The 13,487-nt window shown below is 71.5% G+C and carries 12 protein-coding genes; 5 read left to right on the top strand and 7 right to left on the bottom strand.

What is annotated here, in order from left to right; translation table 11 throughout:
* Window positions 1-182: 182 nt before the first annotated feature.
* On the top strand, window positions 183-2,840 hold the full coding sequence (locus EV292_RS15245; protein ID WP_165927137.1) for a M1 family metallopeptidase: 2,658 nt from the start codon (window positions 183-185) through the stop codon (window positions 2,838-2,840).
* Between the two features lie 281 nt (window positions 2,841-3,121).
* On the opposite strand, the gene mmsB is transcribed toward EV292_RS15245, so the two are convergent.
* The 6 genes from mmsB to EV292_RS15215 form a co-directional block, all read right to left on the bottom strand.
* Window positions 3,122-4,000, bottom strand: coding sequence for a 3-hydroxyisobutyrate dehydrogenase (gene mmsB, locus EV292_RS15240; protein ID WP_132910100.1), 879 nt, complete (start codon window positions 3,998-4,000; stop codon window positions 3,122-3,124).
* Window positions 4,001-4,368: 368 nt separating this feature from the next.
* Entirely contained in the window at window positions 4,369-5,145 is a 777-nt protein-coding gene (locus EV292_RS15235; RefSeq protein WP_132910099.1) for an enoyl-CoA hydratase, read from the bottom strand.
* An 11-nt stretch (window positions 5,146-5,156) separates the two neighbouring features.
* Complete coding sequence (locus EV292_RS15230) at window positions 5,157-6,200, bottom strand: enoyl-CoA hydratase/isomerase family protein (RefSeq protein ID WP_207913443.1); 1,044 nt, start codon at window positions 6,198-6,200, stop codon at window positions 5,157-5,159.
* Between the two features lie 196 nt (window positions 6,201-6,396).
* Entirely contained in the window at window positions 6,397-7,542 is a 1,146-nt protein-coding gene (locus EV292_RS15225; protein WP_132910097.1) for an acyl-CoA dehydrogenase family protein, read from the bottom strand.
* A 14-nt stretch (window positions 7,543-7,556) separates the two neighbouring features.
* On the bottom strand, window positions 7,557-8,054 hold the full coding sequence (locus tag EV292_RS15220) for a hypothetical protein (protein ID WP_132910096.1): 498 nt from the start codon (window positions 8,052-8,054) through the stop codon (window positions 7,557-7,559).
* A gap of 22 nt (window positions 8,055-8,076) precedes the next feature.
* A complete protein-coding gene (locus tag EV292_RS15215) occupies window positions 8,077-9,630 on the bottom strand; it encodes a CoA-acylating methylmalonate-semialdehyde dehydrogenase (RefSeq protein ID WP_132910095.1) in 1,554 nt (517 codons plus the stop codon).
* An 83-nt stretch (window positions 9,631-9,713) separates the two neighbouring features.
* Between EV292_RS15215 and EV292_RS15210 the strand changes: the two genes are divergently transcribed.
* The 4 genes from EV292_RS15210 to EV292_RS15195 all read left to right on the top strand — a co-directional run bounded on the left by EV292_RS15210 (window position 9,714) and on the right by EV292_RS15195 (window position 12,666).
* A complete protein-coding gene (locus tag EV292_RS15210; RefSeq protein WP_132910377.1) occupies window positions 9,714-10,625 on the top strand; it encodes a LysR family transcriptional regulator in 912 nt (303 codons plus the stop codon).
* A gap of 107 nt (window positions 10,626-10,732) precedes the next feature.
* On the top strand, window positions 10,733-11,410 hold the full coding sequence (locus EV292_RS15205; RefSeq protein ID WP_132910094.1) for a PEPxxWA-CTERM sorting domain-containing protein: 678 nt from the start codon (window positions 10,733-10,735) through the stop codon (window positions 11,408-11,410).
* The gene (locus EV292_RS15200) at window positions 11,407-12,039 is read left to right on the top strand and encodes a L,D-transpeptidase family protein (protein WP_132910093.1); all 633 of its coding nucleotides are present in this window, start codon (window positions 11,407-11,409) and stop codon (window positions 12,037-12,039) included. The genes EV292_RS15205 and EV292_RS15200 overlap by 4 nt, the downstream gene beginning before the upstream one ends.
* A 99-nt stretch (window positions 12,040-12,138) precedes the next feature.
* The gene (locus tag EV292_RS15195) at window positions 12,139-12,666 is read left to right on the top strand and encodes a CAP domain-containing protein (RefSeq protein WP_132910092.1); all 528 of its coding nucleotides are present in this window, start codon (window positions 12,139-12,141) and stop codon (window positions 12,664-12,666) included.
* Window positions 12,667-12,670: 4 nt separating this feature from the next.
* Here EV292_RS15195 and EV292_RS15190 read toward each other — a convergent pair whose 3' ends face one another.
* A complete protein-coding gene (locus EV292_RS15190; protein WP_132910091.1) occupies window positions 12,671-13,429 on the bottom strand; it encodes a metallophosphoesterase family protein in 759 nt (252 codons plus the stop codon).
* Window positions 13,430-13,487: the final 58 nt, after the last annotated feature.

Here is a 13,487-nt window from a genome sequence, read left to right as displayed (position 1 = left end):
GACGGGGGTAAGCTGCGTCCGCGACAATGAACCTTCTGCATCCGGGGCGGTGGATGCCGGAACAAGTCCGGGATGACGAAGGGGTGTTCAAAGGTCTCAACGCAGAAGCAGCGCTGTCGCGGGGGATGCACTTCGGCCGGTTCCGTCCTAGGCCTGCGGCAACCAGAACGAAGGTCGCGCCCATGAGACTCCCGCTGCTCGCCTCCACCGCCCTCGTCCTCGCCGCGCCCGCGCTGGCGCAGCAGGCCCCCGCCCCTGCCCCCGCCACCACCGCCCCAGGCCCGGTCCCGCTCGGCCAGCTCCCCGACACCGCGCGCCCCACCGCCTATCGCATCGACCTCACCGTCCGCCCCGAGCGGGAGCGCTTCACCGGCCACGCCGAGGTCGACGCCGAGCTCCGGCGCGCCACACCCTCGCTCTACCTCCACGGCAACGGCCTCGCCGTCAGCAAAGCCGTCGCGCGCGTCGGCGGCCGCACCGTCAGCGCGCGCTACACGCAGGTCGACACCTCGGGCGTGGCGCGGCTCGATTTCGCGACGCCGCTCCCCGCCGGTCGCGTCACGCTCGCCTTCGACTATGACGCGCCCTTCATGACCGGCGCCGAGGGGCTGTACCGCGCCAAGGTCGGCGACGACTGGTACGCCTGGACGCAGATGGAGCCGATCGACGCGCGGCGCATGTTCCCCGGCTTCGACGAGCCCGGCTTCAAGACGCCCTTCACGCTCAGCGTCACCGCGGCGAGCGGGCAGCAGGTCTTCGCCAACACGCCCGAGACCGCCGCCACCCCCGCCGGCGCGGGGCTGACCCGCCATGTCTTCGCCGCCTCCAAGCCGCTGCCGACCTATCTCGTCGCGATCGCGGTCGGCCCGTTCGACGTCGTGCCCGGCGACGCGCCCGCCAACGCGGTGCGCAAGACGGCGCTGCCCTATCGCGCCATCGCCACCAAGGGGCAGGCCGAGCGGCTCCGGCTCGCCGCGACCGAGGGGCCGAAGATCCTCGCGCTGCACGAGCGATATTTCGGCATCCCCTATCCCTACGAGAAGCTCGACCAGATCGCCGGCCCGGTGATGAGCGGCGCGATGGAGAATGCCGGCCTCGTCACCTACAACGACACGCTGCTGCTGCTCGACCCCGACGCGCCCGCGTCACAGCGGCGCGGCTTCGGCACGGTGGTGGCGCACGAGCTGGCGCACCAATGGTTCGGCGACCTCGTCACGCCGAAATGGTGGACCGACATCTGGCTCAACGAGAGCTTCGCCGAATGGGCGGGCAATCGCGTCGGCGAGATCTGGCAGCCGGGGCTCGGCACCGACGTCGCGCAGCTCGCCGAGGCGTTCACCGCGATGGACACCGACAGCCGCGCGGTGGGCCGCCCGATCCGCCAGGAGATCACGCGCAACGACCAGATCGCCAGCGCCTTCGACTCGATCACCTATCAGAAGGGCGGTCAGGTGCTGACCATGGTGGAGCGCTATCTCGGCGCGGAGAAGTTCCGGAAAGGCGTGCAGTTCCATCTAAACCGCTTCCGCTACGCCAACGCAGCCGCGGACGATTTCTTCGAATCGATGGCGACCGGGTCGGGCGATCCCGGCATCGTCCCGGTGTTCCGCAGCTTCGTGACGCAAACCGGCGTGCCGGTGATCCGCATCCGCGCCGACGGTGCCGGGCGGTGGCAGCTGAGCCAGCAGCGCTATCGCCCGATCGGCGTCGCCGCGCAACCGGCGCCGCAGACATGGACGGTGCCGGTCTGCGCGCGCCAGGGCGAGACGCGCAGCTGCACCCTGCTCGGCAGCGCGACCGGCACGCTCACTCTGCGCGGCAGCGGCGTGGCGGTGCCCAATGCCGATGGCGCGGGCTATTGGCGCTACAGCCTCGACGATGCCGGCTGGGCCGGGCTGCTCAAGGGCGCCGACACGCTGCCCGCGCGCGAGGCGATGGCGGCGGCGGACAGCCTGTGGGCCGACTTCCTCGCGGGCAACGCCAGCTTCGCGCGCGTGATCGCGGGGGCGCGCGCCTTCGCCGCGCATCGCGAGCGCAGCGCCACGCTGCAACTGCCGCAGGCGATCGCCGAGGTCGAGCAGCTCGACCTCTCGCCCGCCGCGACCGCGGGGCTGCGCCGGCTCGCGGGCGAGCTGTCGCTGCCGCGACTGCGCGCGCTCGGCGCGGTGTCGTTCGCGCCGGGCGCCTATGCCGGCGAGGAGACCGGGCAAGCGCTGCTGCGGCAGAACCTCGTCGACTATGCCGCGCAGACCGCGCGCGACGCGGCGCTCCGCTCGCAGCTCGCCGAGGCGGCCGAGGGCGCGCTGGCGGCGACGCCGCGCGCGATCGATCCCTCCTATCGCGAACTGGCGTTCGCGGTGGCGGTGGAGGACCGCGGCGTGGTCTTCATGAACCGGCTGCGCGACGCGCTGGCGGCGAGCGGCGATCCGCTGTTCCGCTCGCACGCGGTGCGCGCGCTGGGTCGCGCGAGCAGCGCCGCCGAGGTGGCGCGCGCGCTCGAGCTGACGCGCGACCCGGCGCTGCAATCGACCGAGCGGCTGACGCTGATGACCCGGCTCGCCGGCCAGAAGCTCGGGCGGGACGCGCTGCTGGCGCTGTTCACGCGCGACTTCGACGGCGCGATCGCGGGGGTGCCCGCCTTCGCGCGCGCGCGCATCCCGACGCTGTTCGGCGGCTATTGCAGCGCGGACAAGGCCGAGGCGGTCGAGGCGCTGTTCCGCCCGCGGCTGGCGACGCTGGGCGGGGGCGAACTGGAGCTGAGCCAGGCGCTCGGCGCGATCCGCCAGTGCGTCGCGCTGCGCGCGGCCAAGCGCGCGGAGGTGGAGGCGGCGCTGCGGTGAGGGGGCTCGCGCGAGCAAGCACCGCGCAATCCCTTACAAACGTCACCCCGGGCGTGTTCCGGGGTCCACGACGCCGCGCGGATTACCTCTGTGGAGCGTGCGGCGCCGTGGATCCCGGAACAAGTCCGGGATGACGTTGTGTTTCGTGGATTGATGGTCTTCAGCGCGTGAACCAGCGGAGTGCTCCTGCGGACGCAGGAGCCCAGAGCCACGAGCGTCACGCCTGACGCGCTGGGCTCCTGCTTCCGCAGGAGCACGGTTCAACCAGGGTAGATCAGACCCTAAGCGCCCCGCAGCATCCGGATGATGCCGGAGAAATCCTCGCCACCATGCCCGCTCTCGCCGAACGCGCGGTACAGGTCGCGCGCGTGGCCGCCGAGCGGCAGCGTCGCGCCGCCGTCCGCCGCCGCGGCCATCGCCAGCTCGAGGTCCTTGAGCATCAGCGCGCCCGCGAAGCCGCCGCGATAGTCGTTGTCCGCGGGCGATTGCGGGCCGACCCCCGGCACCGGGCAGTAGCTCGTCATCGACCAGCTCTGCGCGGTCGCCTTGCTGGCGATGTCGTAGAACACCTGCGGGTCGAGCCCGAGCCGCTCGGCGAGCACGAAGCCCTCGCAGGTCGCGATCATCGTCGCGCCCAGGATGAGGTTGTTGCACAGCTTGGCGGCCTGGCCGGTGCCGCTCGCCCCGGCGTGGATCACCGCCTTGCCCATCGCCTCGAGGTACGGCCGCGCACGCTCGAACGACTCGGCCGGCCCGCCGACCATGAAGGTGAGCGTGCCCGCGGTCGCCGCCGCGATGCCGCCCGACACCGGCGAGTCGACCGCGGCGACGCCGCGCGCACGCGCCTGTTCGGCGACCGCGCGCGCGGTGGCGACGTCGATCGTCGAGCAGTCGATCAGGATCGCCGCGGCGTCGACCAGCGGCAGGATCTCGTCATAGACCTGCGCGACGTGGCGCCCCGCGGGCAGCATGGTGACCACCGCCTCGGCGCCATCGACCGCCGCCGCGGCGCTCTCCGCGGCGAGGCAGCCGGCGCCCTCGGCGCGCGCCAGCGCCTCGGCGGAGAGATCGAAGGCGCGCACGTCATGGCCGTGCTTCGCGAGGTTGGCGGCCATCCCGCCGCCCATGTTGCCCAACCCGATGAACGCGACGCGTGCCATATTGCCTCTCCTCCTTGCTGGGGCTTGCCCCCGATCCGTTCGCCTCGAGTATCCGTCGCGCTTTTCGAGTTGGCGTATCGACAGGTCGTCGCGCGTGGTCCTCTCGACACGTCATCGCGGCAAGCTCGATCACTGCTCGAGGTGAACGGGTGGGATGTGGCGCCCGTCGTTCATGTTGCCGAGCAGGAAGAACGCGACAGCTGCGCCCCCCCTCACCTCGTGACCGTCACTCCTCTCCGTTCGCCTCGAGTAGCCGTCGAGCTCGTCGAGACGGCGTATCGAGAGGTCGGCGCACGTGGCCCTCTCGACACGTGATCTCGGCAGGCTCGATCACTGCTCGAGGCGAACGGATGGGGCAACCACCGAACCTACCGCCCGCTCCACTGTCCGGCACGCTTCTCCACGAACGCGGCCATCCCCTCCTTCTGGTCGGCGGTGCCGAACAAAGCGTGGAACAGCCGGCGCTCGAACTGGACGCCCTGCGCCAGCGTCGTCTCGAACGCGGCGTTGACCATCTCCTTGTTGGCGATCGCGGCAAGCGGCGCCATCTCGGCGATCGTCGCGGCGGTGCGCAGCGCCTCGTCGAGCAGCTCGGCGGCGGGCACGACGCGGCTGACCAGCCCGGCGCGCTCGGCCTCGTCGGCGTCGATCATCCGGCCGGTGAGCACCATCTCCATCGCCTTGGCCTTGCCGACCGCGCGCGCCAGCCGCTGCGAGCCGCCCATGCCCGGCGAGACGCCCAGCTTGATCTCGGGCTGGCCGAACTTGGCGGTGTCCGCCGCGAGGATGAAGTCGCACATCATCGCCAGCTCGCAGCCGCCGCCCAGCGCATAGCCCGCCACCGCCGCGATCAGCGGCTTGCGCGTCCGCGTCAGCTGCTCGTAGCCGGCGAAGAAATTGCCCGCATACATGTCGGCGAAGCCCTGCTCCGCCATCTCCTTGATGTCGGCGCCCGCGGCGAAGGCGCGCTCGCTGCCGGTGAGCACGGCGCAGCGCTGCGCGGGATCGGCGTCATAGTCGGCGAGCGCGCGCAACAGCTCGGCGAGCACCTGCGAGTTGAGCGCGTTGAGCGCCTTGGGGCGGTTGAGCGTCAGCAGCGTCACCGCGCCGCGGCGCTCCACCAGGATCGTCTCGTAATCGGCCATCAGTCGGTCCCTCAATCGTGCGGAGTCCAGGCCTCGGCCTCGGGCAGCGGGGCGAAGATCTGGTCGATGACATGGTCGCTGACGCCCGCGGGCGTGGCGGGCTCCCAGCGCGGGGTATTGTCCTTGTCGACGATCACCGCGCGCACGCCCTCGAGGAAGTCGTGGCGCTGCACCACGCGCGTGGCGACCGCATATTCCTGCCGCATCTCGTCGGCGAAATCGGCCATGCCCGCCCCATGCTTGAGCAGCTTGAGCGAGACCTTCATCGTCTGCGGCGACTTGGTCCGCAGCGTCGCCAGCGTCGCGCGCGCGAACTTGCTGTCCTCGGCCTCCAGCGCGGCGAACACCGCCTCGACCTCGTCCGAGGCGAACAGCCGGTCGATCGCCGCGCGCTGGTCGAGCAGCGCGGCATGGCCGGGATCGACATGCGCGGCGTCGAGCAAGGCGCGCAGCTCGGCCGGGCGGGCGGCGATGTCGCGCTTGAGCGCGTCGAGGCGCGCGCTCTCTACATAATGCGTCGCCAGCCCGAGCGCGTGGCAGGCCGCGCCGTCGACGCGCGCGCCGGTGAGTGCGAGATACTGGCCGATCCGTCCCGGCAGGCGCGAGAGATACCAGCCGCCGCCGACGTCGGGGAACAGGCCGATCCCGGTCTCGGGCATCGCCAGCTTGGTGTTCTCGGTGGCGACACGATAGCGGCACGGCTGCGACAGGCCGACGCCGCCGCCCATCGTCACCCCGTCCATGAACGCGACCACGTCCTTGGCGTAGGTGAACAGCCGGTGGTTCATCCGATACTCGACGTGGAAGAAGGCGCGCGCCGCGCTGCCGTCGCCCGCACCGCTCTCGGCGAGCAGGCGGATGTCGCCCCCGGCGCAGAAGCCGCGGCCCTCGGCATGGTCGATCGTGACGCAACGGATCGTGTCGTCGCCGCGCCAGCGCTCGAGCGCGTCGAGGATGTCCGCGCACATCCCGGCGGTGAGCGCGTGGAGTGCCTTGGGGCGATTGAGCCGCAGCTTGGCGACGCCGCCCTCGGCCTCGGCGATGAGATCGGTCATCAGATCCTCCCTGCCACAGGTAGGGGGATGGCGATCCCTGCACCGCGCCCCGCCGTCATCCCGGCCTTGTGCCGGGATCCATGGTCCCGCAAGCGCAGGAATCGGAGCGTACGCGGCACGATGGATCCCGGGGCAAGCCCGGGATGACGGCGGAGCATGTGGCTGGCACCACTACGGGAAATCTGGCCCAACCCCCTCATTGCCGGGTCAGCTCGCGGCCGACGATCATGCGCATCACCTGGTTGGTCCCCTCCAGGATCGAGTGGACGCGCAGGTCGCGCCAGAAGCGCTCGATCGGATAGTCCTTGAGATAGCCGTAGCCGCCGTGGAGCTGCAGCGCGCCGTCGACGATCGAGGAGCCGTTGTCGGTCGCCAGCCGCTTCGCCATCGCCGAGAAGCGCGACTTGTCGGGCGCGTCCGCGGTCACCTTGGCGGCGGCGAGATAGAGCAGCGCGCGCGCCGCCTCTAGGTCGGTTGCCATGTCCGCTAGCATGAACTGCGTGTTCTGGAAGTCGGCGATCGGCTGGCCGAACTGCTGGCGCTCGCGCGCGTAGCGGATCGACTCGTCGAGGCAGCGCTGCGCCCCCCCGAGCGAGCAGGCGCCGATGTTGAGCCGCCCGCCGTCGAGCCCCGCCATCGCGATGCGGAACCCCTCGCCCTCCGCGCCGACCAGATTGGCGGCGGGCACGCGGCAGTCCTCGAAGATCACCTGCGCGGTCGGCGAGGCGTTCCAGCCGAGCTTGCGCTCGGGCGCGCCGAAGGACAGGCCGGGCGTGCCCTTCTCCACCACGATCGCGCTGATGCCGCGGCTCTTCTCCTCGCCGGTGCGCACCATGCAGACGTACAGGTCGTTGTAGCCCGCGCCCGAGATGAACTGTTTGGTGCCGTTGAGCACGTAATCGTCGCCGTCGCGCCGCGCGCTCGTCTTCAGCGCCGCCGCGTCCGAGCCCGAGCCCGGCTCGGTGAGGCAATAGCTGCCGATCGTCTCCATCGTGACGAGGCCGGGCAGGAAGCGGTCCCTGATCGCCGCCGAGCCGAAGCGATCGATCATCCAGGCGACCATGTTGTGGATCGAGATGAACGCGCTGGTGGCGGGGCAGCCATAGGCCATCGCCTCCATCACCAGCGCCGCCTCGAGCCGGCCGAGCGCGATCCCGCCCGACGCCTCGCTGACGTAGATCGCGCCGAAGCCGAGCTCGCCCGCCGCCTTCCACACGTCGACGGGATAGTGGTGCGTCTCGTCCCACTCGGCCGCGTGCGGCGTGATGCGATCGGCGGTGAAACGGCGCGCGAGCTCCTGGATCTCGCGCTGGTCATCAGTGAGGTCGAACTGGTCGGTCATGTCCTGCCTTGCGGTCAGCAGCGCCGGTAGCGCTGGACGTTGGGTGCCTCGGTGCGGACGAGGATGGTGCCGCCCTGCTCGAGCGTGAAACGGTCGCGCCGCTCCCATGTCGCGCCTTCGCCGCCATCGAAGCGGAGATCCGCCACCACCTCATAGGGGGAGCGCTGCTCCAGCCGCTGCACGCGCGCCTTGGATTCGTGGAAGCGGATCGTGTCGGCGTCGACGTTGATCCGCCCGGTCGCATTCGTATTGGCGAGCTGACAATCGTCGTAGCTGACACCCCAATAGCCGAGAAAGTCGGTCGGAAAAGCACGGGCGCGCGCGGCGGTCTCGGTCGGCGCGGCGATCGGGACGCCCGCGCGCGCGGTGGTGGCGACGCCGTTCTGCGCGGCGGCGCGCTCGATCGCGGCCTGGGCGCGCGCCTCGTCCGCGGGCACGTCGTGGCGGTTATAGTCCGCCGCGTCGGGCGAGCAGGCCGCGAGCGTCGCCGCCAGCCCCGCCGTCATCGCCATCCGTCCGCTCTGCCGCATATCGTCACCCCATCGTCGGGATCACGAACGCGTCCTGCACGCGCGAGGGTCCACCGTCCTCGCTGCCGCTGGGGAGCGCGGACCCGTCGGGCCAGCGCTGCGTCACCGTCTTGACCTTGGTCCAGAAGCGCACGCCCTCCGGCCCGTGCTGGTTGATGTCGCCGAAACCCGAGCGCTTCCAGCCGCCGAACGTATGGTAAGCGACCGGCACCGGGATCGGCACGTTGATCCCGACCATGCCGACGTTGACCCGCGCGGCGAACTCGCGCGCGGCGTGACCGTTGCGCGTGAAGATCGCGACGCCGTTGCCGTACTGATGCTCGCTCGGCAGCCGCAGCGCGGTCTCGAAGTCGGGCGCGCGGACGATCTGGAGCACCGGCCCGAAGATCTCCTCCTGATAGGAGCGCATCTGCGGCGTGACGCGATCGAGCAGCGTCGGGCCGACGAAGAAGCCCTGCTCATGCCCCTGGAGCGTGAAGCCGCGGCCGTCGACGACCAGCTCCGCGCCCTCCTCGACCGCGGTGCCGATCCATTGCTCGACGCGCTGCTTGTGCGCGGCGTTGACCACCGGGCCGTAATGCGCCTCGGGATCGGTCGAGACGCCGACCCGCAGCCCGCCGATCGCGGGGATCAGCTTGTCGCGCAGGCGCTCCGCGGTCTGGTCGCCGACCGGCACGACCACGGGCAGCGCCATGCAGCGTTCCCCCGCGGAGCCGAAGGCGGCGCCGAGCAGGTCCGCGACGACCTGGTCGAGATCGGCGTCGGGCATCACCACGCCGTGGTTCTTGGCCCCGCCCATCGCCTGCACGCGCTTCCCTGCGTCCACGCCGCGGCGGTAGACGTAATGCGCGATATCGGAGGAGCCGACGAAGCTCACCGCCGCGATCGCGGGATGGTCGAGGATCGCGTCGACCATCTCCTTGTCGCCGTGGACGACCTGGAGGATGCCTTCCGGCGCACCCGCCTCGAGCATCAGCTCGGCGAGCCGCACCGGCACGCTCGGGTCGCGCTCGGACGGCTTGAGCAGGAAGGCGTTGCCGCAGGCGATCGCGACACCGAACATCCACATCGGGATCATCGCGGGGAAGTTGAACGGGGTGATGCCCGCGCCGAGGCCGAGCGGCTGACGCATCGAATAAACGTCGATCCCCGGACCGGCGCCCTGCGTATATTCGCCCTTGAGCGCGTGCGGGATGCCGCAGGCGAACTCGATCACCTCGAGCCCGCGCTGGATGTCGCCCTTCGCGTCGGCGATCACCTTGCCGTGCTCGGACGCGAGCAGCCGCGCGAGATCGTCCATCTCGCGCTCGACCAGCTCCTTGAAGCGGAACAGCACGCGCGCGCGGCGCTGCGGGTTGGTCGCGGCCCAGCCCGGCTGCGCCGCCTGCGCCGCGGCCACCGCGCGATCGAGGTCGGCGGCGGTGCCGAGCGTCACGCGCGCCTGCACCTGCCCGGTGTTGGGGTCGAACACGTTGCCGTGCCGCGCCGCCGCGGGCACCCCGCCACCGCCGCCCGCGGTGGACGCGGCGCCGGCGATGTGATGGTCGATGGTGCGCATCGCCTCTCCTCTCTCTGTCGCCTTGCTGTGCGGCGCGGCGCGGTTGCAGGCAAGCGGCAATTCTGCAACCTCCGCCTGCGATGATGCAGCCGATCGCGTGGAACGACCTGCAGGATTTCCTCGCCGTGGCACGCGCCGGGCAGATCGCGCGCGCCGCGGTGCTGCTCGGCGTCGACGCCACCACGGTCGGGCGGCGGCTGCGGCGGCTCGAGTCGCGGCTCGGGCGCACCTTGTTCGAGCAGACGCGCGAGGGGCAGGTGCTGACCGAGGCGGGCGAGGCGCTGTTCGCACAGGTGGAGCAGATGGCGCGCGCCGCCGAGCGGATCGGCGAGGGCGCCGATCCGCCGGGCGCGCTCACCGGCACGCTGCGCGTCAGCGTTTCCGAGGGATTCGGCACCTGGCTGGTGGCGCAGCATCTCGATTCGTTCGCGGCGGCGCACCCGGCGCTGACGGTCGATCTGGTCGCCAGCTCGGGCTTCCTCAGCCCGTCGCGGCGCGAGGCGGACGTCGCGGTGCTGCTCGCGCGCCCGCGCCAAGGGCCGGTGGTGGCGAGCAAATTGGCCGATTACGCGCTCCACCTCTATGCGGCGCGAACGCTGGTGGCGCGCGACGGCGCGCCGACGCTGGCGACGCTGGGCACGCGTCATCGGCTGGTCGGCTATATCCCCGACCTGCTCTACTCGCCCGAACTGCGCTACCTGCACGAGATCGGCGCCGCGCTGGCGCCGACGCTGCGCAGTTCGAGCATCAACGCGCAGGCGCGGCTGATCGCCGCGGGCGCGGGCGTGGGCGTGTTGCCGCACTTCATCGGGGGTCGTGATCCCGCTCTGTGCCGGGTGATGCCCGACGTCGCGATCACGCGCGCCTTCTGGCTGGTCACGCACCGCGATACGCGACAGTTGCGGCGAGTCCGCGCGTTCCGCCATTGGTTAATTCAACTGGTCGACGAGCATCGCGACCAACTGCTGCCCCAGCGCAACACTGTGCCACGATAAGGTCTTAGATCCCGACATTTTTCTGGACTCGTCGCGGTGCGCTGGTCCAGATGGATCATCGCGCTTCCTTGACCGTTGCCCGGTCGGAAACAGGGTTGGTCTCATCGATGAATAATTGGCGTCGCCCGATCACGCTCCTGTGGCAATTCTCGCTCGGCCGCGCCGTCGTGGGCGGTCTGGTGGGCGTCGCCACGGTCGGCGGCTATGCCGGCATGGGCGGCACCATCGGCGGGTTCGGCATCGCGGACGCCTCGGCGACGGTAGCGCATCTGGTCGACGCGCCCGACCCCGGCGCGATCCTCGGCGCGCGCTCGCCGGGCGGGCGTGAGGCCGGCGCGATGTTCACCACCAAGCCGCCGCGCGAGCGGGTCGCCGGTCGGCCGCGCGTGCCGCTGCCCTCGGCGCCGCGCGAGCGCGTGCTCAGCAACGTCCGCGAGCGGCCGAGCATCGGCTGGGCGCCGCCCTTCGTCGGCTTGCCCGACACGCCGCTGGCGTTCGGCCCCGGCGTGCCGGTCGGCGACCTGCCGCTGACTCCGACCGCGCTCGGCCCGCTGCCGCCGGGCGGCGGCGGCTTCAACCCGGTCACCCCCTTCGTTCCCGGCGGCGGGGGCGGTGGTGGCGGTGGCGGCGGCGGTGGTGGCGGCGATGATGGCACGCCCCCGCCGACCCCCGCGGTGCCCGAGCCCGCGACCTGGATGACGATGATCCTCGGCTTCGCTTTGATCGGCGGGGCGCTGCGCCGCGTCGCGCGGCGGCGCAGCGTGGAGCCCTCCCCCACCGCATGACCCGTTTCGCCGGGGCGGCGCTGTCGGTGGGCGCCGCGGTGGTGGGCGCCGCGGGCGCCGCGCTGCTGCTCGTGCCGCGATCCGATCCGCGCCCGGCGCCGGCGGTCGTCCGCTCCACCGCGCCCGCGACCACGATCGGCACCTTCGGCACGCGCGTCCATTATCCCGCGGGCGGCGAACCCGCGCTGAGCACGCCGGGGGGGCCAGCGCTGCGGGTACACAGCCTGCTGCGCGTCGACCGCCCGATGAAGTTCGGCGATTTCGTGTGGAACGACATCGGCGTCCCCGCGGGCGACACGCGCATCCGCGTCGACCTCGGCCGCCAGATCGTCTCGGTGTTCCGCGGCGGGCACGAGATCGGCACCGCGGTGATCCTGTACGGCACCGACCACAAGCCGACGCCGACCGGCACCTTCCCGATCCTGGCGCGCGCGCGGCGGCACCGTTCGTCGCTCTACGACGCCGAGATGCCGTACATGCTGCGGCTCACCAACGACGGTGTCGCGATCCATGCCAGCGCGGTGCGGCGCGGCTTCGCCACGCATGGCTGCGTCGGCGTGCCCGAGGCATTCGCGCGGCGGCTGTTCGACGCGAGCGCGCGCGGCGACCTCGTCACGATCGCGGCGTAAACATAGCTTACTGCCCGTAAACCACGTCTGTCGACGCGCTGGCAAGCGCCCGCCGGTTACATCGCCCTCCTGGAACGTGGATCAGGAAGGGTTCGGGACATGCCGCGCACCCGCGCGCCTCGCAAGCTGCTCGCCGCCGTCGCCGCGGTGCTGGTCGCCCCGCTGCTGAGCGGCGCGGCGAGCTTCTCGCAGACCTTCGACGCGCGCGTGCTGGCGGCGCACAATCACGAGCGCGCGACGATCGGCGTCCCGGCGCTGCGCTGGAACCGCGAGCTGGTCCAGTCGGCGCAACGCTGGGCGGATTATCTCGCCAGCACCGGGCGGTTCGAACACGCGCCGGAGCGGCATTACGACCCCGAGGGCGAGAATCTCTGGGCGGGCACGCGCGGCTATTTCTCGCCCGAGGCGATGGTCAATGGCTGGATCCGCGAGAAGCGCTTCTTCCGCCCCGGCGTCTTCCCGTACAACAGCGTGACCGGGCGGGTCGACGATGTCGGCCATTACACCCAGCTGATGTGGCGCGACACGCTCGAGGTGGGCTGCGCGGTGGCGCGCGGGCGCGAGGAGGACGTGCTCGTCTGCCGCTACAAGAACGCGGGCAATTACCTGGGCGAGCGCCCCTTCTGAGCGATCAGTCGAGCCGGCTGGTGAGCAGCCAGCGGCGATCCTCCTCCAGCCCCAGCACGGTGAGTCGGTTCGAGGCGTAAGCGCCGGTGTCGATGCCGATCCGGTTGGCGCGGAACTCGGCGCGCGCGCTGATCGTGTGACCGTGGACCACCATCATCCCGTGATCGACGCGGCTGTCGAGGAAATCACCCCGGATCCAGCGCAGGTCACGGTCGCTCTGCTCCTCCAGCGCGACGCGCGGGCGGATCCCGGCATGGACGAACAGATAATCGCCGAGCCGGAGCCACCGCTCCATCCGGCGCAGGAACGCGACATGGAGCCCCGGGATCGAGTCGCGCATCGCGCGGCGGAACGCCTCGGGGTCGCGCAGGAAGAGCGCTGGGTCGACTCCGTAGCTCAGCAACGTCTCCGCCCCGCCGACCGCGAGCCAGTCGTCCGCGCGCGCCCAGTCGCCGTCGAGGATGTCGAGCAGGGTCTGTTCGTGATTGCCGCGGATGAAGTGACGCTCACCGAAGGCGCCGCGCCCGCTGGCCAACATGCTGATGACCGCGGCCGAGCCCGGGCCGCGATCGATCAGATCGCCGAGAAAGACGACATGGACCTCGGGATAGCCGCCGCGCGCGGCGCTGTCCTCACGGATCCAGTCGAGCATCGGCGCGAGCAGGTCGGCGCGGCCATGGACGTCGCCCACCGCATAGGCGCGCAGACCGGGTGGCAGCACATAGCGCGCTTGCCGCTCGCGGCGCCACCATCGCCCGATCATCGCCGCACCACCGCCTCGCCGCCTCCCGCCGCGTGCCGGCGCTCGCTCGCCGTGCTGT

This window comes from Sphingomonas sp. BK235, assembly GCF_004345855.1.
Classification (GTDB): Bacteria; Pseudomonadota; Alphaproteobacteria; order Sphingomonadales; family Sphingomonadaceae; genus Sphingomonas.
The sequence above is the reverse complement of the archived record's forward strand: the minus strand, read 5'-3'. Positions and strand labels throughout refer to the sequence as shown.